General features: G+C 60.2%; 25 protein-coding genes and 5 pseudogenes. 15 read left to right on the top strand and 15 right to left on the bottom strand.

From position 1 onward, the window contains the following. The first annotated feature begins 519 nt into the window (after positions 1 to 519). From L1F06_RS14280 to L1F06_RS14265, 4 genes are all read left to right on the top strand, one after another. Complete coding sequence (locus tag L1F06_RS14280; protein ID WP_129482267.1) at positions 520 to 834, top strand: hypothetical protein; 315 nt, start codon at positions 520 to 522, stop codon at positions 832 to 834. A 261-nt stretch (positions 835 to 1,095) separates the two neighbouring features. After that, complete coding sequence (locus L1F06_RS14275; RefSeq protein ID WP_129482268.1) at positions 1,096 to 1,587, top strand: hypothetical protein; 492 nt, start codon at positions 1,096 to 1,098, stop codon at positions 1,585 to 1,587. Continuing rightward, positions 1,571 to 2,011, top strand: a complete 441-nt coding sequence (locus L1F06_RS14270; protein ID WP_129482269.1) for a hypothetical protein — start codon at positions 1,571 to 1,573, stop codon at positions 2,009 to 2,011. The genes L1F06_RS14275 and L1F06_RS14270 overlap by 17 nt, the downstream gene beginning before the upstream one ends. Continuing rightward, positions 2,004 to 2,234: a helix-turn-helix transcriptional regulator gene (locus tag L1F06_RS14265; RefSeq protein ID WP_252576642.1), complete on the top strand. Its 231-nt coding sequence runs from the start codon at positions 2,004 to 2,006 to the stop codon at positions 2,232 to 2,234. Before L1F06_RS14270 ends, L1F06_RS14265 begins: the two co-directional genes overlap by 8 nt. Positions 2,235 to 2,297: 63 nt before the next feature. Here the strand turns inward: L1F06_RS14265 and L1F06_RS14260 are convergent, their stop codons facing one another. Further along, the gene (locus tag L1F06_RS14260) at positions 2,298 to 2,489 is read right to left on the bottom strand and encodes a helix-turn-helix transcriptional regulator (protein WP_129482291.1); all 192 of its coding nucleotides are present in this window, start codon (positions 2,487 to 2,489) and stop codon (positions 2,298 to 2,300) included. 152 nt (positions 2,490 to 2,641) lie between these two features. Next, on the bottom strand, positions 2,642 to 3,484 hold the full coding sequence (locus tag L1F06_RS14255; protein ID WP_252576785.1) for a tyrosine-type recombinase/integrase: 843 nt from the start codon (positions 3,482 to 3,484) through the stop codon (positions 2,642 to 2,644). 29 nt (positions 3,485 to 3,513) lie between these two features. Here L1F06_RS14255 and L1F06_RS25005 point away from each other — a divergent pair, with 29 nt between their 5' ends. Next, a complete protein-coding gene (locus tag L1F06_RS25005; protein ID WP_129482271.1) occupies positions 3,514 to 3,990 on the top strand; it encodes an integrase arm-type DNA-binding domain-containing protein in 477 nt (158 codons plus the stop codon). Here L1F06_RS25005 and trbF read toward each other — a convergent pair. From trbF to traG, 7 genes and pseudogenes are all read right to left on the bottom strand, one after another. Then, positions 3,974 to 4,432, bottom strand: a pseudogene (gene trbF / locus L1F06_RS14245) (conjugal transfer protein TrbF); the annotation flags it as partial. The gene L1F06_RS25005 and the pseudogene trbF overlap by 17 nt on opposite strands. A gap of 12 nt (positions 4,433 to 4,444) precedes the next feature. After that, positions 4,445 to 4,894: pseudogene (locus L1F06_RS25030) on the bottom strand (P-type conjugative transfer protein TrbL); the annotation flags it as partial. Further along, a pseudogene (gene trbE / locus L1F06_RS14235) lies at positions 4,892 to 6,868 on the bottom strand (conjugal transfer protein TrbE); the annotation flags it as partial. The pseudogenes trbE and L1F06_RS25030, both read right to left, overlap by 3 nt. Positions 6,869 to 6,878: 10 nt before the next feature. Next, positions 6,879 to 7,151 carry a VirB3 family type IV secretion system protein gene (locus L1F06_RS14230; protein ID WP_014596914.1) on the bottom strand — a complete coding sequence of 91 codons (273 nt, stop codon included), beginning with the start codon at positions 7,149 to 7,151 and terminating at the stop codon, positions 6,879 to 6,881. Continuing rightward, positions 7,148 to 7,489, bottom strand: coding sequence for a TrbC/VirB2 family type IV secretion system protein (locus L1F06_RS14225; RefSeq protein WP_014596913.1), 342 nt, complete (start codon positions 7,487 to 7,489; stop codon positions 7,148 to 7,150). Before L1F06_RS14225 ends, L1F06_RS14230 begins: the two co-directional genes overlap by 4 nt. Next, positions 7,461 to 8,429 carry a P-type conjugative transfer ATPase TrbB gene (trbB, locus tag L1F06_RS14220; protein WP_014596912.1) on the bottom strand — a complete coding sequence of 323 codons (969 nt, stop codon included), beginning with the start codon at positions 8,427 to 8,429 and terminating at the stop codon, positions 7,461 to 7,463. The genes L1F06_RS14225 and trbB overlap by 29 nt, the downstream gene beginning before the upstream one ends. Before the next feature lie 51 nt (positions 8,430 to 8,480). Then, positions 8,481 to 9,530: pseudogene (gene traG / locus L1F06_RS14215) on the bottom strand (IncP-type conjugal transfer protein TraG); the annotation flags it as partial. A gap of 357 nt (positions 9,531 to 9,887) precedes the next feature. On the opposite strand from traG, the gene znuA reads away from it, so the two are divergent. After that, a complete protein-coding gene (znuA, locus tag L1F06_RS14210; protein ID WP_010791789.1) occupies positions 9,888 to 10,859 on the top strand; it encodes a zinc ABC transporter substrate-binding protein ZnuA in 972 nt (323 codons plus the stop codon). A gap of 52 nt (positions 10,860 to 10,911) precedes the next feature. Here the strand turns inward: znuA and L1F06_RS14205 are convergent, their stop codons facing one another. The 3 genes from L1F06_RS14205 to L1F06_RS14195 are packed head-to-tail and all read right to left on the bottom strand — an operon-like array spanning position 10,912 to position 12,712. Then, on the bottom strand, positions 10,912 to 11,577 hold the full coding sequence (locus L1F06_RS14205) for a hypothetical protein (protein WP_003116624.1): 666 nt from the start codon (positions 11,575 to 11,577) through the stop codon (positions 10,912 to 10,914). An 11-nt stretch (positions 11,578 to 11,588) separates the two neighbouring features. Further along, a complete protein-coding gene (locus tag L1F06_RS14200; RefSeq protein ID WP_003119946.1) occupies positions 11,589 to 12,314 on the bottom strand; it encodes a HupE/UreJ family protein in 726 nt (241 codons plus the stop codon). A 56-nt stretch (positions 12,315 to 12,370) separates the two neighbouring features. Beyond that, on the bottom strand, positions 12,371 to 12,712 hold the full coding sequence (locus L1F06_RS14195) for a hypothetical protein (RefSeq protein ID WP_124209411.1): 342 nt from the start codon (positions 12,710 to 12,712) through the stop codon (positions 12,371 to 12,373). Positions 12,713 to 12,813: 101 nt separating this feature from the next. On the opposite strand from L1F06_RS14195, the gene L1F06_RS14190 reads away from it, so the two are divergent. From L1F06_RS14190 to L1F06_RS14175, 4 genes are read left to right on the top strand one after another with little or no spacing between them, the layout of a single operon-like run. After that, entirely contained in the window at positions 12,814 to 13,101 is a 288-nt protein-coding gene (locus L1F06_RS14190; RefSeq protein ID WP_003116626.1) for a metal-sensing transcriptional repressor, read from the top strand. Positions 13,102 to 13,110: 9 nt separating this feature from the next. Continuing rightward, positions 13,111 to 14,229 carry a nickel/cobalt efflux protein RcnA gene (locus L1F06_RS14185; protein WP_003116627.1) on the top strand — a complete coding sequence of 373 codons (1,119 nt, stop codon included), beginning with the start codon at positions 13,111 to 13,113 and terminating at the stop codon, positions 14,227 to 14,229. Between the two features lies 1 nt (position 14,230). Beyond that, on the top strand, positions 14,231 to 14,671 hold the full coding sequence (locus tag L1F06_RS14180; protein WP_003116628.1) for a YqaA family protein: 441 nt from the start codon (positions 14,231 to 14,233) through the stop codon (positions 14,669 to 14,671). Continuing rightward, entirely contained in the window at positions 14,668 to 15,366 is a 699-nt protein-coding gene (locus L1F06_RS14175; RefSeq protein WP_003116630.1) for a TraX family protein, read from the top strand. Before L1F06_RS14180 ends, L1F06_RS14175 begins: the two co-directional genes overlap by 4 nt. Positions 15,367 to 15,495: 129 nt before the next feature. On the opposite strand, the gene L1F06_RS14170 is transcribed toward L1F06_RS14175, so the two are convergent. The 3 genes and pseudogenes from L1F06_RS14170 to L1F06_RS14160 all read right to left on the bottom strand — a co-directional run bounded on the left by L1F06_RS14170 (position 15,496) and on the right by L1F06_RS14160 (position 17,396). Further along, complete coding sequence (locus L1F06_RS14170; protein ID WP_003119948.1) at positions 15,496 to 16,854, bottom strand: SNIPE associated domain-containing protein; 1,359 nt, start codon at positions 16,852 to 16,854, stop codon at positions 15,496 to 15,498. A 157-nt stretch (positions 16,855 to 17,011) separates the two neighbouring features. Continuing rightward, positions 17,012 to 17,176: pseudogene (locus L1F06_RS14165) on the bottom strand (transposase domain-containing protein); the annotation flags it as partial. Next, the gene (locus tag L1F06_RS14160) at positions 17,133 to 17,396 is read right to left on the bottom strand and encodes a transposase (protein WP_001446199.1); all 264 of its coding nucleotides are present in this window, start codon (positions 17,394 to 17,396) and stop codon (positions 17,133 to 17,135) included. The pseudogene L1F06_RS14165 and the gene L1F06_RS14160, both read right to left, overlap by 44 nt. Positions 17,397 to 17,410: 14 nt before the next feature. Between L1F06_RS14160 and L1F06_RS14155 the strand changes: the two genes are divergently transcribed. From L1F06_RS14155 to cls, 5 genes are all read left to right on the top strand, one after another. Then, positions 17,411 to 17,674, top strand: coding sequence for a hypothetical protein (locus L1F06_RS14155; protein ID WP_003116633.1), 264 nt, complete (start codon positions 17,411 to 17,413; stop codon positions 17,672 to 17,674). Positions 17,675 to 17,897: 223 nt separating this feature from the next. Continuing rightward, the gene (locus L1F06_RS14150) at positions 17,898 to 18,095 is read left to right on the top strand and encodes a helix-turn-helix transcriptional regulator (RefSeq protein WP_350353647.1); all 198 of its coding nucleotides are present in this window, start codon (positions 17,898 to 17,900) and stop codon (positions 18,093 to 18,095) included. A gap of 117 nt (positions 18,096 to 18,212) precedes the next feature. Next, a complete protein-coding gene (hsp20, locus tag L1F06_RS14145) occupies positions 18,213 to 18,782 on the top strand; it encodes a small heat shock protein sHSP20 (protein ID WP_003116634.1) in 570 nt (189 codons plus the stop codon). Between the two features lie 96 nt (positions 18,783 to 18,878). Next, on the top strand, positions 18,879 to 21,728 hold the full coding sequence (gene clpK, locus L1F06_RS14140; protein WP_129482273.1) for a heat shock survival AAA family ATPase ClpK: 2,850 nt from the start codon (positions 18,879 to 18,881) through the stop codon (positions 21,726 to 21,728). A gap of 17 nt (positions 21,729 to 21,745) precedes the next feature. Continuing rightward, a complete protein-coding gene (gene cls / locus L1F06_RS14135) occupies positions 21,746 to 23,176 on the top strand; it encodes a cardiolipin synthase (RefSeq protein WP_003116636.1) in 1,431 nt (476 codons plus the stop codon). Positions 23,177 to 23,201 lie beyond the last annotated feature (25 nt).

Genomic DNA, 23,201 nt, shown 5'->3' with positions numbered 1-23,201 from the left:
TTTCTTTCTACAGCGCAGAACCCCTTGGGGTATGAGCACAAGCCGTTCTACGCTCTCTACAAGCTGAGGTACGAAGTTTGTAGAGGGGGTTGAACATAGCTTGCTTGGAATTTCTTCTCTTAGAAATGATTATAACATTAATTATTAACTTATTTTAATTGGTGCATGAAGTTTTCGATTGATTGTTTAAAATATTTTTGCTAGAACAGGATTTCTCTACATATATGTTCTAGAGAACATTTTTCGGGTGTGGAATCTGTTCACTAGAACAAATGAGGTGAGAAGATTTGTTCTAGAGAACAAGAATTGAATTGAAATCTGTTCTAGAGAACATTTCCATAAAAAATATTTGTGCTAGAGAACAGATTTGGGCTGATAGATTTGTTCTAGAGAACAGATCTGAAATGAAGAATATGTGCTAGAGAACAAATCATGTACTAAAATTCTATTCTCTTTTTTAACACCAGCTGCGCTGAAGGTAGCCAGCGGTAGTGTCATGTTATAGGGAGGAGTGGGTAAATGGACGTTCGAAAACCGGGAAGTCTGGGTGAATTTTACGAAGGTTGGCAGCAATACGCTGATGCGTTTCTTGTTGCATGCAAAGAGTCTGGCGTTCAGCCAGCTGGGATTAATCCATCTCACGGTTATCTCCGCATTAATTGTGCAGGCTTGCCAGAGCATCTGGTTGTGCTGGCCGATGCTGTGGAGCGGGCGACTGATGGCATTTGCCAATTTTGTGGTGCTACGAACGCAATTGAGCGCGTAGAGGAGGGATGGATCTGGAAGCTCTGCAAGCCATGCATCAGAGCTAGGGCCTCAGAAAACACGCCCTGAGGGCGTCCTGGATCACTGAAAATTCAGGCCTGCCAAGCCAGACTTTTCTTAGTTAACCACAGCCTTTTCAGGAACAATCAGTTTACACATATAAACAAGTGTACGCACATTGTTCCTCATAACTACTAAGCAATCACCACTGGATTTCTTAGTCGAAAGGCTGTAAAAATATTTGACATAAATTCCTTCTTCTGAAATTTATTGCTATTTGCATGGTATAATATAAGCATGCAATAGAATAATAAGAAGAAGAGGCTACTTATGGAAGATATAGAAAAGGGATGGTTGTGGATACGAGAGCTAAAGAATACGGTTTGTTTTTATCGTGTAGTGTTTGGCGAAAAAAGAGAGCGTGTTCTTGCAGTGCCGTACACTGAAGTAATGGCTCGACAGCACGAGATTCGTAAGCACTTTAAAAGTCCGAAAAACACAGCAAAGCTGCTTAAGTATTTCAGTACATTCGAATCCAAAAACAAAGGAAAGCTCGTAGATAATAAAGTGTATCTGACACCATCGCAGATCATTGAATCTCTCACGCTGATCGAAGAGTCACTCGCGGAGTTAGTTAAAGCAGATCCGAAATGCCAGAAGCCTGAAAACCGCCAGGCCGGATATGAGACGTGGCGGCAATGGTCAAAAATCAGGCCTTGGTTAAACACGCTCGGCGGATGGAACATCAAGGAATCTGACTCACAAAAAGCCCTGGGCTGGGGCACCGCAGGGAGGAGAAATCAGGATGGACAAGAAACCTAACCGCACAGGCTTCCTCGCCGGTCAGCTGACCTTTGGTGACGACTTCGACACCCTCGGCCAAACCGAGATCAAGGCTACATTCGAGGGTGAGCCAGAACCCGCCCCTTGTACTGAACCCTGCTTGGCAACAAAAGAAGGGGAGGGGCAGCGCTGCCAAGTCTGTGGCTTCCCCGCCACCGCTGGCCACGTCCAGGGCGTGGTTGATGGTGAGCGCTATAGCCTGCTGATCTGTCCCGGCTGCTTGAAGCACGCTGTTCTGTGTTTGAGAGACAGCCACCGGCAGTGTCGTCTCTTTGATGATGATTTCGAGATCGAGGAGCTGTGCCGATTCGGAAAGGCTCCGCCGACCCATGGTGGTGAGGAAAAGGACTGGCAGCAGATGAAGCCGGTTGGGCGAGAATTCGGTGCGGATCACGATGACTAATGTTTCTCGGCGCGTCATGCGGCTCAAAGAAGTCATGTTTGTGAGCGGCCTTGGGCGAAGCTCCATTTACAACTACATCGCTGCGGGGAAATTTCCAAAATCTCGTCCGTTGGGTGGTGGAATCGTCGGCTGGGACAGCGTGGAGATTCAGCGCTGGGTTGATGCAGTGCTTGATGGGCAAGAATGGAAGCCGCGAGAGACTGATCTCACTGTACAGAAATGAAAAAAGGCACCGAGTGAGGGTGCCTTTTCATAAGTCGGCGGCCATAAGACCTCCTTCCAGTTTCTATCGAGATGACATCCAGTGATTCAGGTCGCTTAGCCTCCAGGCTACGCTTTTGCTGCCAAGCTGGACGCGTTTCGGGAATTTCCCCTCCTGCTCCATCCTCCAGATGGTGCTCCTGCTAAGTCCGATTAGCTCTGCTACCGCTCCAAACCTCAGAAATTTTTCTTGTTGTACTGCTACTGCTGCTCCCATCGCTGCCCTCCCTTCGGCATATAATTTATGACATATTATATGCCTGGCAGTGTTTGCGGTCAATAGCCTCCTCCTTTGTCAACCCCTATTTTTGACGTTTCACAGCGCTCGAATGGGGCTGACAATTGCATTGTCGGGTCGGAGGCCACGTTCTACGCAGACTCTTGCCCTTCGTCGGGTTTTTTGTAGTATTTCTTAACGAGTGCGAGCATGCCAATCTCGTCATCTGGCTCCCTCAGGTAGTCCTTATCCAACTCCTTCAGGAAGTCCTCACCCTCTGGGCCGGTGATAACAGAAAGCGCTTCACTGAGCAGATACCAAGCCCGCTTCATCTCTTTTTCATAGTCGTAGTGATGGTACGTAGCTTTCACCTTGTTACCTTCGGCATGGTTCAGGCAACGCTCTGAGACCTCGGTTGGAATACCAAGCTGCTGCATGAGCGTAGAACCAGACCGGCGAAGGTCGTGCGTTTTCCACTGCTCACCGCCGATGAGAAGGGATTGCGTCTGTACCGTTCTCCCTGTGGCAGGTCCTTTCCCATCAGGCAGTTGTCGGTCGCGAGCGTGGTTTGTCGCGGCCTTCCGATTGATCGGCTTCTCCGGATCACGGCCCGGATAGCACCAGGCAGTGTGGCCGGTCAGCGTTTTTAGCTCTTCGTACAAGCCGATTGAATAAGCGGATAGGTTAACGGTGATTGGGCGTCCTGATTTTGTACGAGCGCCTGGAATCGTCCATGTGCGTTTGCCCCAATCGAACTCTGACCATGCAGCCTGGCACAGCTCGTTGATTCGGCACGTCATAGAGATCTGAAGCATATAGATGATGTGAGTGACGCGATTGAGGCTTGAAGACTCCAAGGCCAGGTCGAGTTCCCGGATCTCCCGAGGACTCAGTACGCGTTCGCGTGGCTTAGTGGCCTTGCCGATGCTCTGCTTACTGATGTTCTCAGCAGGGCTCTCGCTGATCACTTCTCGATCAACAGCGAAAGCAAACATCTGCTTCACGTCGCTGAAAGGTTCCTGGCCTGGAGCTGCGGGTTAACGCAAAAGGCAAGGAATGGTCACTACGTTACCGCGTCAAGATCGGGGCGAAGTGGGGGAACAAGCGACTGCCGCTTGGAGAGTTCCCGACCATTACCGTGGCAGCTGCAAGGTCAGATGCACTGAAGGCCAAGGCTCGCATATCCCAAGGCGAAGACCTAATGGGCGAGCGTCAGGCCGAGGCTGATCGGCGCGCAGAAGAGATCGAAGCGAAAGCGCGGGAAGAGGCGTCCCGTGTAACAGTGAATGATTTTTTCGACCGCTGGATGAAATCCGACAAGCCCAAAGGCCGCAAAGATGGAGGCAAAGAGCTTCGTCGTCAGTTCGAAAAGGATGTGCTCCCACTTCTTGGCGAAAAGGAGATGAAAAACGTCACTAGGGCTGACATCCTCAACGTCACCGATACCGTTCTCGCTCGCGGTGTGAACCGGATGGCGCAATCGCTTTACCGACCCGGGTGAAGGGATCGTTGGCGCGGGCATAGTCGTTGAGGGTGGCTGCGCCTCGGTCGGTGGTGGAGTGATAGGCCTCCAGCCAGTTCTGCCGCACCACCACCGGATCGATCGACAGAGAACGCACCTGCTCGATAAAGCGCGCCAGGTGATGGGCGATCTGCGCATCCTGGGGCTGGTAAGGACTGGCGGCTTCGCCAACGGCGCGCACCTGGCCGAGGTTGTCGACCTCCACCACGTAGGGCGTCACCGTCGACTGCGCCGAACGCCAGACCAGTCCGCCTGCCATCAGCAGCGCCAGGCCCAGACAACCGAAGGCCATCAGTCGCCAGTTGCGTGCCTGCGCCAGGCTGCTGCCCATGCGCAGGTCCCAGGCCTGTGCTGCGGCCTGGTAGGGTGTGATGGGTTGGGGGGTGTCGCTGTAGCGCACCCGTGGACGTGTGAATCGCATCTTCGTCCTCCTTTACGAATTCGATGGGTCGCGAATCTGCGGCCCAGGTGATGAACCACCGCCATCGCCACCACGAAGGGTGTGGGCGACCGTGCTGGTGGCCTGTGAGAGTTGTTGCCTGCGCTGCAGGCGCCTGGCCCAGTCGGGCTGTTTGGTAGGGGCAGTTACAGGATCGGAAGCTGCTGGGGCGCCACTTGCCGCAGCGCCGGAGGGGGCTCCTGCCAGAGCGCGAGCGCCACCGATTGCCAAGCGAGCTGCACCGGGTGCCATACGCGCGCCGGCCAATACCGCGCCGCCGACACCTGTGGCGACTGCAGCAGCACCAGCAGCCATGCCCGCCGCGCCCAGTGCGGTACCGGCTGCTGCACCAGCACCCAGTTGCGGTGCGCCAGAGACCAACCCGGTGGCAATGCCCGGCCCGAAGATTCCCAGGCCGAGCAAGGCCAGCGAGGCGAGCATGAGCCACTGGCGGATGCGCGCGGCGAACAGCGGAGCGTCGAGGAACAGCCAGGCCTCGTCGAGGATCAGCAGTGTCGGCGCGCCGTCAAAGCGCTCCTCGAAACGGGCGAACAGGTAGCTCAGCACGGCAGCCACCGCCGCCTTGCTGTACATCAGTTCTTCCATCTCGAAACACTGCACGTCGGCTCTGCCCAGACGATCCCGGTCGGCATCCAGCAATGCGCCATGAGCGCCGCCTAGCACATAGGGTTGCAGCGCCTGGCGAAGAGCGTTGTCCTGCAGCAGCACGGACAAACCGGTCAGTGTGCGCTGCGCCTCGGGCGCGCCGGCCAGACTGTCCAGCGCCGTCCACAGCGCGGCTTTCTGCTCGGGGTCGACGGCCACACCTTCCTGCAGCAGGCGCGCCTCCAGCCACTCGGCGGCCCAGGCTCGGTATCCTGGCTGATCGATGCGCGCCAGAGGCTGGAAGGCCAGGTCGCCGTCGCCTCCGAGGGCGTAGTGCTCGCCACCCAGGCCCAGCACCGTAGCGCGCAGCGAGCGCCCCATGTCGAAGAGAAACAGGCGCGCGCCCGGGTAGCGTCGGAACTGCAGGGCCAGGGTCGCCAGCAACACCGATTTGCCCATGCCGGTAGGGCCAGCCACCAGGGTGTGGCCGACGTCGCCAACGTGGGTGACCAGGCGAAACGGTGTTGCGCCATCGGTGCGGGTGATCACCAATGGAGGGGCATCCAGATGTTCGTTGCGTGCCGGGCCAGCCCAGACTGCCGAGACCGGCATCAGGTGCGCCAGGTTGACGGTGGAGATCAACGGCTGACGGACGTTGGCGTAGGCGTTGCCGGGGATCGACGAGAGCCAGGCCTCCACCGCGTTGAGACTCTCGGCGATGGTGACGAGGCCGCGGCCCTGGATCACCCGCTCGACCCGGCGCAGCTTCTCGTCGGCGATCTGGGCGTCGGCATCGCTCACCGTCACCGTGGCCGTCACATAGCCGAAGGCGACTTGGTCGGCACCGAGTTCCTGCAGCGCCGCGTCGGCGTCGCTGGCCTTGTTCGCGGCGTCGCTGTCGAGCAGTGGGCTTTCCTGCTGGAAGATCGCTTCGCGCAGCAGCGCCAGGACGCCCTTGCGCTTGGCAAACCACTGCCGGCGCAGGCGCACCAGTTCCTTCTCGGCCTCAACCTTGTCCAGGCAGATAAAACGGGTCGACCAGCGATAGGCGAAGCCCAGACGGTTGAGGTCATCCAGCACGCTTGGCCAGGTCGAGGTGGGAAAGCCACGTACCGACAGCACGCGTAGGTGCTGCTCACCCAAGCGCGGTGCCAGGCCAGTGGCCAAAGGACTGTCGGCCAGCAGAGCATCGAGATGGAAAGGCACCTCGGGTACAGCCACCCGCTGGCGATGGGGCGAAATCGTGGCATGCAGGTAAGTCAGCGTCTGGCTGTCATCGAGCCAGGCGAGCTCTGGCATCACTCCGTCCAGCAGGTCGAAGAGACGATCTGTCTCGGCGACAAAGGCGGTCAGCCGTTCGCGCCAGTCGACTCCGCGTTGCGGCCGGTGCTCGTAGAGCAGGCCGGCGGCGCGCGAGCGCGATTCTTCCGGTGGCAGGTAGAGCAGCGTCAGGTGATAACTGCTCTCGAAGTGGCTTCCGTGCGCCTCGAAGGCAGCACGGCGCTCCTCGTCCACCAGCCAGGACAACGGCTCGGGAAAATCGCTGTCAGGGTAGTCGGCGGCCGCCAGGCGCTCGGCCTCGACAAACAGCGCCCAGCCCGATCCAAGGCGACGCAGGGCATTGTTCAGGCGCGCCGAGGTGACCACCAGCTCGCCTTGGGTGGCGCTGTTCAGGTCTGGCCCGCGAAAGCGCAGGCTGCGTTGGAAAGAACCGTCCTTGTTCAATACGACGCCGGGTGCGACGAGACCGGCCCAGGGCAGCCAGTCGGCCAACTGTGCGGGGCGGCGCTGGTATTCGGTGAGGTTCAGCATGGCGGCCTCCTCACACATCCAGCAGCGACGGCTGCTTGATATGCCGGGCAAATACCTGCAGGAACTGCGGATCCAGACGTGCGCCCCACACCGCCAGCGTGTGGCCGACCAACCAGAGCGCCAAGCCAGGCAGCCACAGCTGCAGGCCCAGACCGACCACCGCCGCCAGAGTACCGTTGAGGATCGCCACGTTGCGCGGCGCGCCACCGAGCAGAATCGGCTCGGCCAGCGAGCGGTGCAGTGGCACCTCGAAACCGGGGATGAGTTCGCGCTCGCCGTTCATGCGATCACCGCCCCGCCGGCAAAGCTGAAAAAGCTGAGGAAGAACGACGACGCGGCGAAGGCAATCGACAGGCCAAAGACAATCTGGATCAGCTTGCGAAAGCCGCCACTGGTGTCGCCGAAGGCCAGCGTCAGGCCTGTGGTAATGATGATGATCACCGCGATGATGCGCGCCACCGGCCCCTGTACCGAATCAAGGATCGATTGCAGTGGTCCTTCCCAGGGCATTCCGGAGCCAGCGGCGAGCACTGGCAGGGAGGCGCTCAAGCAGAGGGCGCCGAGCATCAAGGCGCCGACGAGGCGACGACGATTAGCAACGCGGGGATGGCAGGCAGTCATGACTGTTTTCCTGAGTCAGTGAAGGAATGAATGCGGGGGCGATGGAAGTGAGTTGATAGCCGCGCTCGTCATAGCCGGTGACGCGGGCGATCTGCTGGACATAGCGCGTGCGGCCACGTCCGGCGAGAAACACCAACAGGTTGACCGCCTCGGCGATCAACGCCCGCGGCGCGGCCAGGGCGACCTCCAGGATCAGTTGCTCCAGGCGCAGCAGCGCCCCCTGCGCGGAACCGGCATGGATGGTGGCGATACCGCCGGGATGGCCGGTGCCCCAGGCCTTGATCAGATCCAGTGCCTCACCGCCGCGCACCTCGCCGACCACCACGCGGTCGGGGCGCAGACGCAGCGTGCTGCGCACCAGATCAGCCATGGAGACCACGCCGGGCTTGGTGCGCAGAGCGACGTGATCGAAGGCCGGACACTGCAGTTCGACCGTGTCCTCCAGCACCAGCACGCGGTCACCACTACCGGCCACCTCGGCCAGCAGCGCGTTGGCCAGAGTGGTCTTCCCGCTGCTGGTGCCGCCTGCCACCAGGATGTTCTGCCGCTCACTTACGGCCACACGCAGGTGCTCGGCCTGCGCGGCGCTGAGAATGCCGTCGGCCACGTACTGCTGTAGCGGGATGACGCCGGCGGCGCGTTTGCGCAGAGCGAAGGTCGGCCCAGCCACTACGGGCGGTAGTACACCTTCGAAGCGCTCACCAGTCTCTGGCAACTCTGCACTCAGCAGAGGCTTGTTGCGATGTACCTCCTGGCCGACATGCGCAGCCACCAGGCGGATGATCCGTTCACCATCGGCAGCCGCTAGCGTGCCTAGATGGGCGCGGCCAGCGGACAGTCGATCCAGCCAGAGCGCGCCGTCGGGGTTGAGCATCACCTCGACCACGTCCGGGTCGTCCAGGGCGGCAGCGATCAGTGGGCCCATTGCCGTGCGCAACATGCGCGTGCGCCGATCCAGAGAAGTTGCCGCCGCACTCAGCACAGGGGAAGAGGCGATGCGCCAGTCGCAGCGCGAGGTGACCTCGGCCACCGTTGGATCGCGATACAGGCCGAGGAAGGACATGGCGGTGGACAGCACGCCAGAGCGCTCGTTGTCGCTCTTGTTCAGCACCTCCCGCGCGGCCGAGGCCACCACTGGATGGGGCGCATCGCCCAGGTGCGGCGTGGTCATCATCCGGTGCAGGGTCAGCTCGAAGGTGCAGGCCGGATCTGAGAGGAAGTTGGCGACGCCGCGCAGGGTCTTGTCCTGACCGGCGTAGAGCACGTGTAGGATGGCGCCGACCAGCAGCGCATGACTGGTCTTCTCCCAGTGGTTACGCCGCTCCAGCGCTCCCTCCGGGTCGACCAGGATGTCGGCGATGTTCTGCACGTCGCGCACCTCGTGGGCGCCGCGCCGCACTTCCAGCAGCGGGTTGTAGGCGGCCGAGGCCAGGTCTGTGGGGTTGAACAGCAGGCAGTGCGAGAAGCGCGAGCGCCATCCCGCAGTCAGGCTCCAGTTCTCGCCCTTGATGTCGTGGATGACCGCCGAGGCCGGCCAGGTGAGCAGGGTGGGTACCACCAGGCCGACGCCCTTGCCCGAGCGCGTCGGCGCGAAGGTCAGCACATGTTCGGGGCCTTCGTGACGCAGATACTGATTGTCGAATTGGCCGAGGAACACACCCGCAGGCTGGGTCAGGCCAGCCTTGCGCACCTCATCCGCGTCGGCCCAGCGCGCCGAGCCGTAGGTGGTGACTCGGCGTGCCTGGCGCGCCCGCCAGATCGCCATGCCAATGGCCACCACCAACGCCAGCAGGCTGCTGCAAGCAGCGATGCTACCGCCGACATTGAATACGTCCGGCGCGTAGGCATCGAAGACGAACCACCACTCAAACAGACGCCAGGGATGATAGACCGGCGTGCCCAGTAGTTCGAACCAGGGCGCGCCAAGGCGAGCCTGGTAACCGAGCGCGGCTGCCGTCCGCTGGGTGGCACCCCATACCCCGGACAGGGTAATGGCCAACACCACAATTACTTGGCCGTACAGCACCGTTGTTGCATGCATCCCCGAACCCAACCTCCCAGACAAAACGCACGGCACGCGGATGTGCCGCGGGCGAGAGGTTCGGTACTGGGAAGGAAGGGGGTCAAAGACCGTTTCGGCGAGGACTAAGAAGGTAGGGGCAACACAGCAGGCTGGGGCGGTCGGTGGAAAAGCTCAGCAGGGTGTGTACACGAGGTAGATGTCTATCCGAAGCTGCGCCTGGCGACAGGCAGAAACCGGCCACAAGCGGTCCTTGGAGCTAGCCCGATTGAAAGGTTTTGGGGTTCTGTGAGATCGCCATGTCATTCAGGGATGGCTGAAGACTGCAAGTAATTTTGATATGTTATTCCGTAACGATATCCTTGCGAGATAGCCTCAATGCACCGCTTACTGACCCACTTCTCCAGCGTGATGCTGGGATTGCTGTTCGCTGCGCCTGCCTTTGCAGAAGTCCGCGTACTGACCAGTATCAAGCCTCTCCAGTTGATTGCCGCTGCCGTACAGGACGGAGTCGGCAAACCCGGTGTACTCCTGCCGCCAGGGGCATCTCCCCATCACTTCACACTGCGTCCTTCTGACATTCGCAACGTGCGAGAGGCAGACTTGCTCTACTGGATCGGGCCGGATCTTGAAACGTTCCTGCCAAGAGTTCTGGAAGGCCGTAGGGCAATGACTCTGGCTGTCCAGGACATCAGTGGGCTGCACCTGCGTCGCTTTGGTGAAGAACATCGGCACGACGAAGAACCCGCTGACGAGCACGAAGAGGAGCACACTGATGTGCATGACGAAGGGACAGAGGCTGGCGAGCACGACGAACTACATCGCCCAGGGGCACTTGATGCTCACCTCTGGCTTGATCCCGACAATGCACGCAAGATCGCTTCGCGTATGGCGAGCGATCTGTCCAGCATCGACCCTGCGAACGCCGCTCGCTACCAGGCAAATCTGGCAGCATTCGATCAACGTCTGGCGGCCATGGACGAAAAGATCGAGGATCGCCTCAAACCGTTGGCCGGCAAACCCTTCTTCGTCTTCCATGAAGCTTTCGACTACTTCGAGGAGGCATTCGGCCTGAGGCATGCAGGGGTATTCGCTGTAAGCGCCGATGTTCAGCCAGGTGCGAGAAAAGTTGCCGATATGCGCAAGCGCTTGGAACTGGCAGGAGCCAGCTGCGTGTTCAGCGAGCCGCCCATTCCGCCTCGTCTGGCGCAGACGCTCAGCGAAGGGTTGCCAGTAAGGCTGGCCGAGCTTGATCCGCTTGGCTATGACGTGAAGGTCGACGCGTTGGGCTATGAGCGTCTACTGGAGGCGCTGGGGAGCAATCTGGCCGGTTGCCTGGAGCGGCTTTAAGATCATCGCACGACGCTGGCAGAACCGGCCCCATGAGGGGCCGGTTTTGTTTTCAGATCACGCGTTTGATGGCGATGTAATCTCCTTGGGTGCGCAGAGTGACGGTGACCGACTTGTCTGTTCGGTTACGCCAGAACCAGCCGTGCTTGCCGTCGAAAGCCGCCTCCAGAACGCCACTGTCTTCCGGGGTGAAGCGCCCTTTGCCGTACCCGTGGTAGAAGTCGCGCGGTGCGTTGTAGGGGTCGCCGTGGGTGTCGTAGTTGACCTGGCCGCCATTGGCCGTCCAGAAGTAGTTGACCTTGGCGCCCTTGATCATCTCCAGCTTGATTTCGGCGCCCTGGCCGGGAGCCAAGTCAATGCTCATCTCGTGCTTCAGACCTGCCACTTCCGGCGCTGCCGGCGCTACGGGCGCGGACGATTGAGCAACTTCGGTTGTCACCTCGGGGGCTGGCTGCGTGCTGGGCTGAACCACCGCAGGCGCCTGCACGACCAGCGCGGCGACCTCGGCAGCGGCCTCTTCGGCCAGCTGCTGCTTGATCTCGCCCATCTGAGTGAGGCCCAGCATGCGTCCCGCACCAGTCGGGTCGATGGCATATTCCGAAGGCATCACCACGGTGACCAACAGGACGATGGCGACAATCAGGGCAATGACGGTGGAGCGCAGCAACTGCTGACTGCTCGGCAGTTCGTTGAGGCTTGGGGCTTTGCTATTGAACATATGGAAATTCCTTACTGAGAGACGATCAGGCCGGTGAGCTGGTAACCCATCAGCAGGAAACCGGCGCTCATCATGGCAACGTTGGCGGTATAGGCATGGCGCCAGAAGCTGGCGGTACGCCGCCAGTAGCCCATCAGAATGAGGATGGTGCCGAGGGCCAGCAGTTGACCGATCTCGACGCCGACATTGAAGGCGATCAGGTTGGCGATCAGGCCATCCGGCGAGATTTCGAACTCCTGAATCTTGGTCGCCAGGCCGAAGCCATGCAGCAGGCCGAATATCAGCGTGGCCGCACGGGTATCGGGCTGATAGCCAAACCAGCGCTGAAAGGCACCCAGGTTATCCAGTGCCTTGTACACCACCGAAAAGCCGATGATGGCGTCGATCACGTAGGGGCTGATGCTGATGCTGCTTAGCACTCCGAACAGCAAAGTGATCGAGTGGCCGACCGCGAACAGCGTGACATACAGCCCCACGTCCTTCAGGCGGTAGAGGAAGAAGATCACCCCGAACAGGAACAGCAGGTGATCGTAGCCGGTGATCATGTGCTTGGCGCCCATGTACACGAACGGCACCAGCAACACCCCTGTGCTTTCCTGGATGAAGCCTTTGTCGCCTTCGGGAACACCATGGGCAAGAGCCTCTGGCATGCCTATCAGCAACAGAACGAATGCCAATAGGGGGAGCAGGAACGGTCGGCGCAAGGCGCCATTACCGCGAAGAGATAGCGAATGCATAGGTAGATCCTGAGTTGATGAAGTCTGGGCCACGAGGGCCAGAGTCGAAGAGATACTCAGAATCGAGGGGGACGTTCTATCCGCGTGCTGTGGCCACTGGGCAAGCGCAGTGGGCCGGCAGTCAATGGCTGCTCCGCCGCTAGGTATTGAGGCGTCGGCAGCCAGGCCGAGAGGTGCGGGGTTTCATGGACATGGTCGGCCATCAACGACGAGTGCTGATGGTCTCCCCAGAGCTGAAAATCTTGTTCGCTCAGGTCCTCATCATGGCTGTGCTGATGAGAGATGGTGCCCACTTGCGCAATTTTTCCGTAGCCGGAAAACGCATGCCCCGCCCACAGCAACATCGACAGTAGTGCCAGAGCGGAAAGAAATCGGCATGTAGCAATTTGGCTCAGCATCGACGGACTGATTGCGACTCGACAGGAGGATTGCCTGGTTTGACGCATCCCCCCCAGGGGGATAGGATGCGATGGCGATTATCCTTGCACGAGGCTCCGCGATGAGCAAGCACGAACACGAACATCAGCACCAAAGTCATAAGGAAATCATCAAAAGGTTGAAGCGTGCCGAAGGCCATCTGCGCAGCATTGTTGGCATGATCGAAGATGGACGCGCGTGCGTTGACATTGCCCAGCAACTGCATGCGGTTGAGAAAGCGGTGTGTCAGGCCAAACGCACGCTGATTCAGGATCACATCGACCACTGCCTGGAGCACACGGTCGGCGCTCTCACCAACGGTGAGCGGGCGCCACTTGAAGAATTCAAGCAGATCACCAAGTACCTCTGAGCCCCCGCCATGTCGTCCTTTGCCGAACTCTTGCAACAGGGGGCCAGCCAGGCTTGGCTGTATGTTCCCACCGCCATCCTGCTAGGTGCCCTGCACGGCCTGGAACCTGGGCACTCGAAAACCATGATGGCGGCGTTCATCGTGGCGATCCGTGGCTCTGTCCGTCAGGCCATCCTATTGGGTCTGGCTGCGACGGCCTCGCATACAGCGGTGGTCTGGCTGGTTGCCATCGGCGGTATGTATCTGGGTCAAAACCTCGACGCCCAGACGACCGAGCCATACTTCCAGCTAGCCTCGGCGGTTCTGATCATCGGCATCGCCCTGTGGATGCTCTGGCGCACCTGGCGTGGAGAGCAGATGTGGCGCTTCGAACAGGAAGGTGATCATCCTCACTCGCATGACCATGCGCACGACGAAACGCGACGTATCGACACCGGTCACGGGCGCATCGAGCTGTCAATTTTCGAGGAAGGTGTCGCTCCGCGTTGGCGATTACGTACGATCAGCGGTCAGCCCTGGAAGGCCACAGATGCCTGGCTACAGACGACCCGCGCCAACGGCCGCATGCGGCGCTTCGCTTTTACCGAGCGCGATGGCTATTTGGAGTCCGTGGATGAGATCCCAGAACCGCACGAATTCGACGTGCGATTGAGCCTCGGTCATGGTGGCCACTCCCACGACTATGACCTGGCGTTTCATGAACATGCCCATGCAGACCTGGACGGCTTGGAGCTGTCACTGGATGGCTATCAGGACGCCCATGAGCGAGCCCATGCCAACGATATTCGTCGGCGATTCTCCAGCCGCAACGTGAGTACTGGGCAGGTCATTCTCTTCGGCCTGACGGGAGGACTGATTCCCTGTCCTGCGGCTATCACCGTGCTACTGCTCTGCCTACAGGTCAAGGAAGTCACGCTTGGTGCGGTGTTGGTGCTCAGCTTCAGTGTCGGTTTGGCCTTGACCCTGGTGGCTGTGGGTGTAGCGGCAGCCATTGGCACGCGTCATGCCTCCAACCGCTGGCCCTGGTTGGGTGCGGTAGCGCGCCGCGCTCCGTACCTGTCCAGCCTGCTGATCATCGGAGTGGGCATCTATGTCGGCCTGCACGGGTGGGCAGGGTTGAATACCTGAAATGTGGGACTTCTCAGCCTACCTGGGGTTGTTCGTCGCAGCCTTTGGGGCCGCCACTCTGCTGCCAATGCAGTCCGAAGCGGTGTTGACCAGCTTGCTGCTGGCAGGCAAGCAATCTCCGGCCTTGTTGCTGGTAGTGGCTACGGTTGGCAACGTACTTGGCTCGATCATCAACTGGCTACTGGGGCGCTACATCGAGCACTTCCGCCATAAACGCTGGTTCCCGGTAGCGGATGACAAGTTGCTACGTGCTCAGCGGGCCTACCACCGCTATGGGCGCTGGTCACTGCTGCTAAGCTGGGCGCCGATCATTGGCGACCCGTTGACCGTTATTGCCGGCATGCTGCGTGAGCCGTTCTGGAGCTTTCTGCTGATCGTACTGGTGGCCAAGGCGGGGCGTTACCTGGCGCTGGCGGCGTTGGCGTTCGGGGTGTTGGGATGAGGCGCGATGCGGGGCTCGATCTGGTCAAGTGGTTGGCCATGCTCAGCATGCTGATCGACCACCTGCGCTATTTGTGGCCTGACGCTTACGGCCTGTTCATCATAGGTCGTCTCGCTTTTCCGTTGTTCTGTCTGAGCATCGCAGCCAACGTCACCAGAACCCGCCCCGGCGAACTATTCAGCGAAGGAAATGCGCGCTACCTCGGCTGGTTGCTGGTGTTCTCCCTGATTTCGGAATTGCCGTACCGTGAACTCTCACCGGAAAGTGCGACGCTCAACGTGATGCCGACTTTGTTACTTGGTCTGCTGGTCGCTTGGGGCGTCCATCACGCGGACCGGAACAGCCTGCTACTGGCTACTGGAGCGCTGGTCCTTGCGATACTTTTCCATCATCAACTGATGTACGGCTTAGTCGGTGTGATTTTGCCTGCTGCCTTTATGCTTGGGCTGCGAGGCATGCGTTGGTGGTGGCTGCCTGCCGTACTAGCCATTCTGGCCAACAGTCGTAATCGCTGGTTGGAAGGCTGGGGGGTCACACCGGAGACGGTGGCGATGTTCGTTATGGCTGGTGCCGCTGCGCCATTTGGCCTTGCCCTGTTGCGGCAATCCAGCTCTCTCCGTCCTTGGCCTGTTGGACGATGGGGATACTGGTTCTATCCAGGTCACCTGGCAGCCATATACCTGGTGAGCCCCTGAAAGGGCGTTTGTCCGCTTCTGGCCGATTGCAACCTGCCGTATCCTCTGCTTTCGGCCAGAAGCGGCCGATCATGCAGAGACTTAGAGGACTTCCATTTAAGGCTTGAAGGTACCTACGAAACCGGGGATTCAGCTCTGTGCTGCAGCTGGTTCTAATTGCTGAACTGTAGCCTTGGGTGATTCCATCCGTAGGCTCTCTCGATACTGCTCTGCTGGAGCTTCGTGAGTGACCTCGACAGCAGCATCGTAGTTTTCTCGAATGACCGCCTCTATTTCAGCAATGTCGGCGCGGAAGAACTCCTTGCGCCCGTTAACCTTATTTAACCGACCGGCCGCAAAACGTTCATGAAGCTTTGCTTCCAATGCTGGGGCGTTATCCGAGAAAACCATCGCATGTACGTCAAACCAGAATGGCACCGACGCATCACCTAACTCATCGACGCGATCCATTGGCTCCAGGCGGCGGGTCATACCGATCTTGTAAATTCCTTCCCCGAATGCTCCGACGTTGGAGATCACATAAACGTAGCCAGCTTTGGCGTTCTGTTCGCGATAGTCGATAAGTTTCTCTTCGCTTTCCAGCGCAGCGCGACCTGCTTCAATCTCTGCCAACTTGGCCACAAGCGGCGCGCGTTCCTCCTCCGATTGTGCCTTTTCCAAGCGAGCCTGTAGCTCGCGCATTGCGGTCGCGAAGTGTTTGCGCTCCTTAGCGATCTTCTCCCGAGCGGCGCGAATCTCCTGCTCTAGCTTCTGCTGTTCCCGCAGCTCTTCTCGGGCGCGCTTGGCATCTTCCTTTTCCTCTTGCTTCTTAACCTGAAACTCATGGGCAAGGTGCAGTTCGTCAATCTTGAGGCTCAGGTACTTCCGAGATAGCTCAACGGACATCACTCTGCCGAGACGGTTGCAGGTTTCGAAGGACTTCAGAATGCGCTTTTCGCCCAGCTCTACGTTGTCGAATTTTACATTGTCGACGCAGTAGTCAGCTTCATTGTTGAATGATCGGAGCACCAACTTGATCATGTCGTTGACCAGCTTCCGACCTTCTACCTTGCTCCCATTCACCTCCCAGTTAGTGTTTCCACTCGCTGCCGTTCCACTTTTGATTAAGGCTTTCTGCTGCTCGCGAACCCCGACCAGTCGGGCTTTGTACTCATGGCTGGAGTTCAACTTGAACTTGGGCTCGTAGAGCGCAAAGCTTTCAAGAAGCAGTGTCTCTTCCCAGACGAGGATCTCCCTCTGCAAGTCAGAGGAGCGTTGCGCGAGCGCAGCTGCATCTTGCTCAGCTCGCTGAACCTCCTGGTGCACGGCCGCCAGCTTTCTTTTCTCCTGAGCGATCAGATTTTTGACCTCTACGACTTCCATGGCGCCGATCTGCCTGGTGAGTGCCTGAAGTTGCTGATAGCGCGCCTGAAGGTCAGTCAGTTGCAGGTCAAGATCATCGGCCCGCCTCCGGTGCTCAGGTCCCTTCCAATAGTCACTAAGGGCCATGTGGTTCCTTCCTCGTGTAGATCAAATTGTTGCTTGGCTCTGGACGCCAACCTGGGAGTCTTTATAGCCCAGCCGAACTGTATTGGCCGCTGAAGAAGTGCGGATTCCACGCCATTCGGACACTCAGCCCACGCTGATCCGGACACCTGTTCCACGATCATTCGGACAGGCAGTCGGAGCGCAGCGACGCAGGGGTGGCATTGTTAGTCTGAGGCGCCCGCTGCGTCGGCAACCGTGTCAGCACATCCTTGAGATAGGCATACGGATCGTGCCCATTATTACGGGCCGACTGGATCAAACTCATGATCGCAGCAGCGCACTTGAGCATGCGATCCCGCGCCGAGCATTTGAGAAGGCAACGGGATGAACGCTGGCTGGATAGCCGTGGTTTTCTGGGTATGCAGCCGAATCCATTTGTGGACGAGGTTGGCATTGAGGCTGTAGCCCAAGGCGATGTTTGCGATGGAGGCACCGGGTTCAGAACACTCCTGAATGACCTGGGCCTTGAAAGATTTGCTGTAGGTACGGCGCTGAGGGGGCATGGAAAATCCGCTTGATGGGCCATGGCCTTCGGCGGCGGTGTCGGGAAGGTGTTTTGGCCGGACGGATACTGTTGAACTACGTTGTCTGGGGCAACGGAAGTGTTTCGGCCCGACTCTGGAACGCGATCCGCAGCGACGACTGGGCAATTCCGCACGTTGGCCTGAGCAGCCTCGGGGAAATCGTCGGCTGGGCGCGCCCAGACGAGTTTCCGCCAAGGAACATGCAGACGAGCAAGGGGCTGCGGGCACTCGGCTACAACGTGAGGATCGGTGTTTGATCGAGGCGCCTGTGGCACACGCAGGCTGACGAGCCAGGCGCTGTCCATGGCCTGATCAGGCCGCCCCGCTGCGCCTTGCCTGAGCAGTTGACCTGCATCAATGGGGCGGGAGATCGCTGTACATTGACTCTTGATGTTTGTCCTGGTAAGCGCAATATCTTGCAAAGTCTTGTAAGGATTTCCTTGGCCGGAACCGCAAAGCGACGCGATTGGAGAGGGTGAGATGAAAGCGCACCTACAGGTGATTTTCACGCTCGATGAATTGGCTGCGTACTTGAAAGTCGGCAAGCGGACGCTTTATCGGCTCGCGCGCACGGGGAAATTCCGGCTTTCAAGGTGGGCGGGACGTGGCGGTTTCGTCAAAGTGAAATCGATCAGTGGATCAATGATCAGACCCGAGCCGGAGCAAAGAAGGAGGTGATGCGCAAGCGTGAACAGCAGCAGTCATCCGAGCAGCCCGTGTCGCCTGGGCGCACTGCCCGTCGCAGCAGGCAAAGGGCTTGAGTAACTCGTTTTTCAATTTTTCTGGAGGTATGACATGGACATTGATTTCAAGAAGTTGGCTCCCTGGAACTGGTTCAAGAACGAGCAGCAAGAGCAGCAGACCGCCTCTTCCCTGCCGGTGCAGCGCAATGACCTGCCAGCAGCGAGCGGGCCAGTCAGCCCGATCCTGCAACTGCATCGCGAGATCGACCGGCTGTTCGATGACGCGTTCCGGGGCTTCGGTTTTCCGGCGCTGGCCATGCCGCGGCTGCCATCCGATTGGTCGGGCATGCTGAAGCCGGCCCTGGATATCCAGGAAACCGACAAGCAGTACAAGATTGCCCTGGAAGTGCCCGGTGTCGAGGAGAAGGACATCCAGATCACCCTCAACGACGATGTGCTGGTGGTGCATGGCGAGAAGCGCCAGGAACAAGAGAAGAAGGAAGGTGGCTTCCACCGTGTGGAGCGCTCCTACGGCAGCTTTCAGCGCGCCTTGAACCTGCCTGACGACGCCAACCAGGATTCGATCAAGGCATCGTTCAAGAACGGGGTGCTCACGGTCACGATCGACAAGCGCGAGGTCAGCGCGCCGAAGCAGGGACGTTCGATCGCGATCAACAGCTGACGTCGCCGGCTCGTTCGTCACAAGAAAAACCCGGCACGAGACGAGGTGTCGCGACTCGCGATGCCTCGTCGCCTCAACCTTCTCAGGAGCATCAGCATGGCCAGAAAACAATGCCAGGTCTGCGGCCAACCCGCCACCGTGCGGGTGGAAGCCAATCTCAACGGGCGTCACAGCACCATGCTGTTGTGTGACGACCATTACCGCCAACTGGTGCGCCAGCAAAAGCGCACCGTCTCGCCGCTGGAAGCCTTGTTCGGCTCGCGCAGCGGCCTGTTCGAGGACTTCCTCGGCAGTGATTTCTTCCGCATCGGCGACGACGCGACGCCCGTTGCCGCCGATACCGATGACGTGGTCGATGCCTCGTTCGGCGAGCCCGCCGCCGCAGGTTCGGGTGCGCCGCGCCGTCGCGGCAGTGGTTTGGCCAGCCGCATCAGCGAACAGTCGGAAGCCCTGCTGCAGGAGGCCGCCAAACACGCTGCCGAATTTGGCCGCTCCGAGGTGGATACCGAACATCTGCTGCTGGCGCTGGCCGACAGCGACGTGGTCAAGACCATCCTGGGTCAGTTCAAGATCAAGGTCGATGACCTCAAGCGGCAGATCGAGTCCGAGGCCAAGCGCGGAGACAAGCCATTCGAGGGCGAGATCGGCGTGTCGCCCCGCGTGAAGGATGCGCTCAGCCGCGCCTTCGTGGCCTCCAATGAACTCGGCCATTCCTATGTCGGTCCGGAGCACTTCCTGGTCGGTCTGGCCGAGGAAGGCGAAGGTCTGGCCGCCAACCTGCTGCGCCGCTACGGCCTGACGCCGCAGGCGCTGCGCCAACAGGTCAGCAAGGTGGTCGGCAAGGGCGCCGAGGATGGTCGCGCCGAGACGCCGACCAACACGCCGGAACTCGACAAGTACTCGCGTGACCTGACCAAGATGGCGCGCGACGGCAAGCTCGACCCGGTGATCGGCCGCGCGCAGGAGATCGAGACCACCATCGAGGTGCTGGCCCGGCGCAAGAAGAACAACCCGGTGCTGATCGGCGAGCCGGGCGTGGGCAAGACCGCCATCGTCGAGGGGCTGGCGCAGCGCATGGTGGCGGGCGAAGTGCCCGAGACGTTGCGCGACAAGCGCCTGGTGGAACTCAACATCAACGCAATGGTGGCTGGCGCCAAGTACCGGGGCGAGTTCGAGGAGCGCGTGCAGAAGGTGCTGAAGGAAATCTCCGAGCACCAGGGCGAGCTGATCCTGTTCATCGACGAGGTACACACCATCGTCGGTGCCGGCCAGGGTGGCGGCGAAGGCGGGCTGGACGTGGCCAACGTGTTCAAGCCGATGATGGCGCGCGGCGAACTGAACCTGATCGGCGCCACCACGCTCAACGAGTATCAGAAGTACATCGAGAAGGACGCCGCGCTGGAGCGTCGCTTCCAGCCGGTGATGGTGCCCGAGCCGACGGTAGCGCAGACCATGATGATCCTGCGCGGCCTGCGCGACACCTTCGAGGCGCATCACAAGGTCAGCATCACCGAGGATGCGATCATCGCCGCCGCCGAGTTGTCGGACCGCTACATCACCGCACGCTTTTTGCCTGACAAGGCCATCGACCTGCTCGACCAGGCGGCCGCACGCGTGAAACTGTCGGCCACAGCCCGCCCGGTGGCGGTGCAAGAGCTGGAGTCCGAACTGCACCAGCTGCGGCGTGAGCAGGACTATATGGCCTCGCGCAAGCAGTACGACAAGGCCGCCGAGCTGGGCAAGCGCATCGAGACCAAGGAGACTGAACTCAAGAAGCTCGTCGAGGAATGGGAACGCGAGCGCGCCTCGGGCAGCGCCGAAGTCAAGGCCGAGCATGTCGCGCAGATCGTCTCGCGCCTGACCGGCATTCCGGTCAACGAGCTGACGGTGGAAGAACGCGAGAAGCTGCTGCATCTGGAGCAGCGGCTGCACGAGCGCCTGGTGGGCCAGGACGAAGCGGTGCGCGCGGTGGCCGATGCCGTGCGGTTGTCGCGCGCGGGCCTGCGCGAGGGCAGCAAGCCGGTGGCGACTTTTCTGTTCCTCGGGCCGACCGGCGTGGGCAAGACCGAGCTCGCTAAGGCGCTGGCCGAGTCCATCTATGGCGATGAAGGTGCGCTGCTGCGCATCGACATGTCCGAGTACGGGGAACGCCATACCGTGGCACGCCTGGTGGGCGCGCCTCCGGGTTATGTGGGCTATGACGAGGGCGGCCAGCTCACCGAGAAGGTGCGTCGCAAGCCCTACAGCGTGTTGCTGCTGGACGAGATCGAGAAGGCTCACCCCGACGTCTACAACATCCTGCTGCAGGTGTTCGACGACGGGCGGCTCACCGACGGCAAGGGCCGGGTGGTGGATTTCACCAATACCATCATCATCGCCACCTCGAACTTGGGCTCGGACATCATCCAGCGTCGGCTGAAGGCCCGTAGCGCCGCCGGCGAGGAATACGAGAAGACCAAGTCCGAGGTGATGGACGTGCTGCGCGGACACTTCCGCCCCGAGTTCATCAACCGCATCGACGAGATCATCGTATTCCATGCGCTGGGCAAGGAGGAGATCCGCCATATCGTCGGCCTGCAGCTCGATCGTGTGGCCCGCAACGCCGCCAGCCAGGGCGTGACGCTGACCTTCGATCAGACCTTGATCGATCACTTCGCGGAGGAAGGCTACAAGCCCGAGTTCGGCGCGCGTGAGCTCAAGCGGCTGATCCGCAGCGAGCTGGAGACGGCACTGGCGCGCGAGATGCTGGGTGGCGGTATCGGCAAGGGCGATCACGCCAGCGCCCGCTGGGATGACAAGGCCGAACGGGTGGTCTTCGAGCGCCAGGAGCCACCCGCGAAGCCGGCCGAGCCAGAGCAGCCGGATGCCGCGAAGGCGGCCGAGGCGCCGCATGGCGACGCGGGTAAGGGCTCGCGCAAGAAGAAGTCGGCGAGCGACGCGTCTTAATGTTGGGAGAGGCTGCCGTGTCCGATCCCATCGGCCTGGCATGGGCAGCCTCCCTGGCCTCGATCGCGGTGGCGGTCGTGGCCGCGGGTCACGCGGTCGTCTACAAGCGTGATCCGCGGTCGGCCACGCTCTGGGTGCTGCTGATCGGGATGCTGCCGCTGCTCGGATCGCTGTTGTACCTGCTGTTCGGCATCAACCGCTACCAGCGACGGGCACGACGGCTTTACCCGAGCGCCAGCCATCCAACCCGGGCGACCGGCCCGGCGCAGGGAGACGACGCGCAGCCGGCGGCGCTTGCCGGTCTGGCTGCATTGGTCGGCCGCACCACTGGCCAGCCGCTGACGCGTGGCAACCGTATCGATCCGTTGGTGGGTGGCGAACAGGCCTACCCGACCATGCTCGCCGCCATCGAGTCGGCCCGACACAGCATCGTGCTGGCCTCCTACATCTTTGACGGCGTGGGTATCGGCGAGCAGTTCGTCGATGCCCTGAACCGGGCGCGTGCGCGTGGCGTACAGGTACGGGTGTTGATCGACGATGTCTACGCCCGATGGGCGCGTCACAGCGCCTACAAGCGATTGCAGCGTTGCGGCGTGACGGTTGCCGCTTTCAACCCGACGCTGATCCCTGCCCGTCTGCATGCAGTGCACCTGCGCAACCACCGCAAGCTGCTGGTGATCGACGGCGCGTTGGGCTTCACCGGCGGCATGAACATCGCCTGTCCCTATTGGCAGCCCGATGCACCCGCGCAGGCTTTTCGTGATCTGCATTTTCGGCTGCGAGGGCCGGTAGTGGTGCAGCTCATGCACTGTTTCACCAAGGATTGGTGCGACACCACGGGCGAGCAGCTCGATGAGCGTTTCTGGGCCAATGAGCCCATGTCAGTCGAGGAGGCTGGAGGCAGTCTGGCGCGAGGCATCGAGGCCGGTCCCGATGAAACCCTGGACCGCATGCGGTGGATCTTCACGGGCGCGCTGAGCGCGGCGCGACATTCGGTGCGCATCTGGACGCCTTACTTCGTGCCCGATCAGCCAATCATCGCCGCCTTGAACACAGCCGCTTTGCGGGGGGTACGCATCGAGGTGCTGACGCCTGCCAATGGTGATCACCCGGGCGTGCAGTGGGCCGCGCGCGCCCATTACTGGCAGGTGATGGAACATGGTGCCCGCATTTTTGAGCGACCCGGGCCTTTCGATCACACCAAATTGATGCTGGTCGATGGTCTCTGGTGCTGCCTGGGGTCAGCCAACTGGGACGCGCGCAGCCTACGGCTCAACTTCGAGTTCAACGTTGAAGTCTATGACACTGCACTGTGCACGCAGCTGGAGGCGCTGTTCGACGGGGTCCGCAATGCATCGGTACCGGTGTTGCCCAGGATGCTGCGGGAGCGCCCGCTGGCGGTGCGATTGCGCGATGGCTTGGCACGCCTGTTCACACCCATTCTCTAACGACAGTTTGTCGAGGAGCAACGCG

The sequence above is a fragment of the Pseudomonas hydrolytica genome (assembly GCF_021495345.1).
In the GTDB taxonomy this organism is placed as follows: domain Bacteria; phylum Pseudomonadota; class Gammaproteobacteria; order Pseudomonadales; family Pseudomonadaceae; genus Aquipseudomonas; species Aquipseudomonas hydrolytica.
The sequence above is the reverse complement of the archived record's forward strand: the minus strand, read 5'-3'. Positions and strand labels throughout refer to the sequence as shown.

Excerpts from the sequence above, each read along its gene's own strand:
- L1F06_RS14280 (WP_129482267.1), top strand. The coding sequence starts at position 520 with ATGGACGTTCGAAAACCGGGAAGTCTGGGTGAATTTTACGAAGGTTGG.
- L1F06_RS14275 (WP_129482268.1), top strand. The coding sequence starts at position 1,096 with ATGGAAGATATAGAAAAGGGATGGTTGTGGATACGAGAGCTAAAGAAT.
- L1F06_RS14270 (WP_129482269.1), top strand. The coding sequence starts at position 1,571 with ATGGACAAGAAACCTAACCGCACAGGCTTCCTCGCCGGTCAGCTGACC.
- L1F06_RS14265 (WP_252576642.1), top strand. The coding sequence starts at position 2,004 with ATGACTAATGTTTCTCGGCGCGTCATGCGGCTCAAAGAAGTCATGTTT.
- L1F06_RS14260 (WP_129482291.1), bottom strand. The coding sequence starts at position 2,489 with ATGGGAGCAGCAGTAGCAGTACAACAAGAAAAATTTCTGAGGTTTGGA.
- L1F06_RS14255 (WP_252576785.1), bottom strand. The coding sequence starts at position 3,484 with ATGTTTGCTTTCGCTGTTGATCGAGAAGTGATCAGCGAGAGCCCTGCT.
- L1F06_RS14230 (WP_014596914.1), bottom strand. The coding sequence starts at position 7,151 with ATGAACGGCGAGCGCGAACTCATCCCCGGTTTCGAGGTGCCACTGCAC.
- L1F06_RS14225 (WP_014596913.1), bottom strand. The coding sequence starts at position 7,489 with ATGACTGCCTGCCATCCCCGCGTTGCTAATCGTCGTCGCCTCGTCGGC.
- trbB (WP_014596912.1), bottom strand. The coding sequence starts at position 8,429 with ATGTTGCGCACGGCAATGGGCCCACTGATCGCTGCCGCCCTGGACGAC.
- znuA (WP_010791789.1), top strand. The coding sequence starts at position 9,888 with ATGCACCGCTTACTGACCCACTTCTCCAGCGTGATGCTGGGATTGCTG.
- L1F06_RS14205 (WP_003116624.1), bottom strand. The coding sequence starts at position 11,577 with ATGTTCAATAGCAAAGCCCCAAGCCTCAACGAACTGCCGAGCAGTCAG.
- L1F06_RS14200 (WP_003119946.1), bottom strand. The coding sequence starts at position 12,314 with ATGCATTCGCTATCTCTTCGCGGTAATGGCGCCTTGCGCCGACCGTTC.
- L1F06_RS14195 (WP_124209411.1), bottom strand. The coding sequence starts at position 12,712 with ATGCTGAGCCAAATTGCTACATGCCGATTTCTTTCCGCTCTGGCACTA.
- L1F06_RS14190 (WP_003116626.1), top strand. The coding sequence starts at position 12,814 with ATGAGCAAGCACGAACACGAACATCAGCACCAAAGTCATAAGGAAATC.
- L1F06_RS14185 (WP_003116627.1), top strand. The coding sequence starts at position 13,111 with ATGTCGTCCTTTGCCGAACTCTTGCAACAGGGGGCCAGCCAGGCTTGG.
- L1F06_RS14180 (WP_003116628.1), top strand. The coding sequence starts at position 14,231 with ATGTGGGACTTCTCAGCCTACCTGGGGTTGTTCGTCGCAGCCTTTGGG.
- L1F06_RS14175 (WP_003116630.1), top strand. The coding sequence starts at position 14,668 with ATGAGGCGCGATGCGGGGCTCGATCTGGTCAAGTGGTTGGCCATGCTC.
- L1F06_RS14170 (WP_003119948.1), bottom strand. The coding sequence starts at position 16,854 with ATGGCCCTTAGTGACTATTGGAAGGGACCTGAGCACCGGAGGCGGGCC.
- L1F06_RS14160 (WP_001446199.1), bottom strand. The coding sequence starts at position 17,396 with ATGCCCCCTCAGCGCCGTACCTACAGCAAATCTTTCAAGGCCCAGGTC.
- L1F06_RS14155 (WP_003116633.1), top strand. The coding sequence starts at position 17,411 with ATGGGCCATGGCCTTCGGCGGCGGTGTCGGGAAGGTGTTTTGGCCGGA.
- L1F06_RS14150 (WP_350353647.1), top strand. The coding sequence starts at position 17,898 with ATGAAAGCGCACCTACAGGTGATTTTCACGCTCGATGAATTGGCTGCG.
- hsp20 (WP_003116634.1), top strand. The coding sequence starts at position 18,213 with ATGGACATTGATTTCAAGAAGTTGGCTCCCTGGAACTGGTTCAAGAAC.
- clpK (WP_129482273.1), top strand. The coding sequence starts at position 18,879 with ATGGCCAGAAAACAATGCCAGGTCTGCGGCCAACCCGCCACCGTGCGG.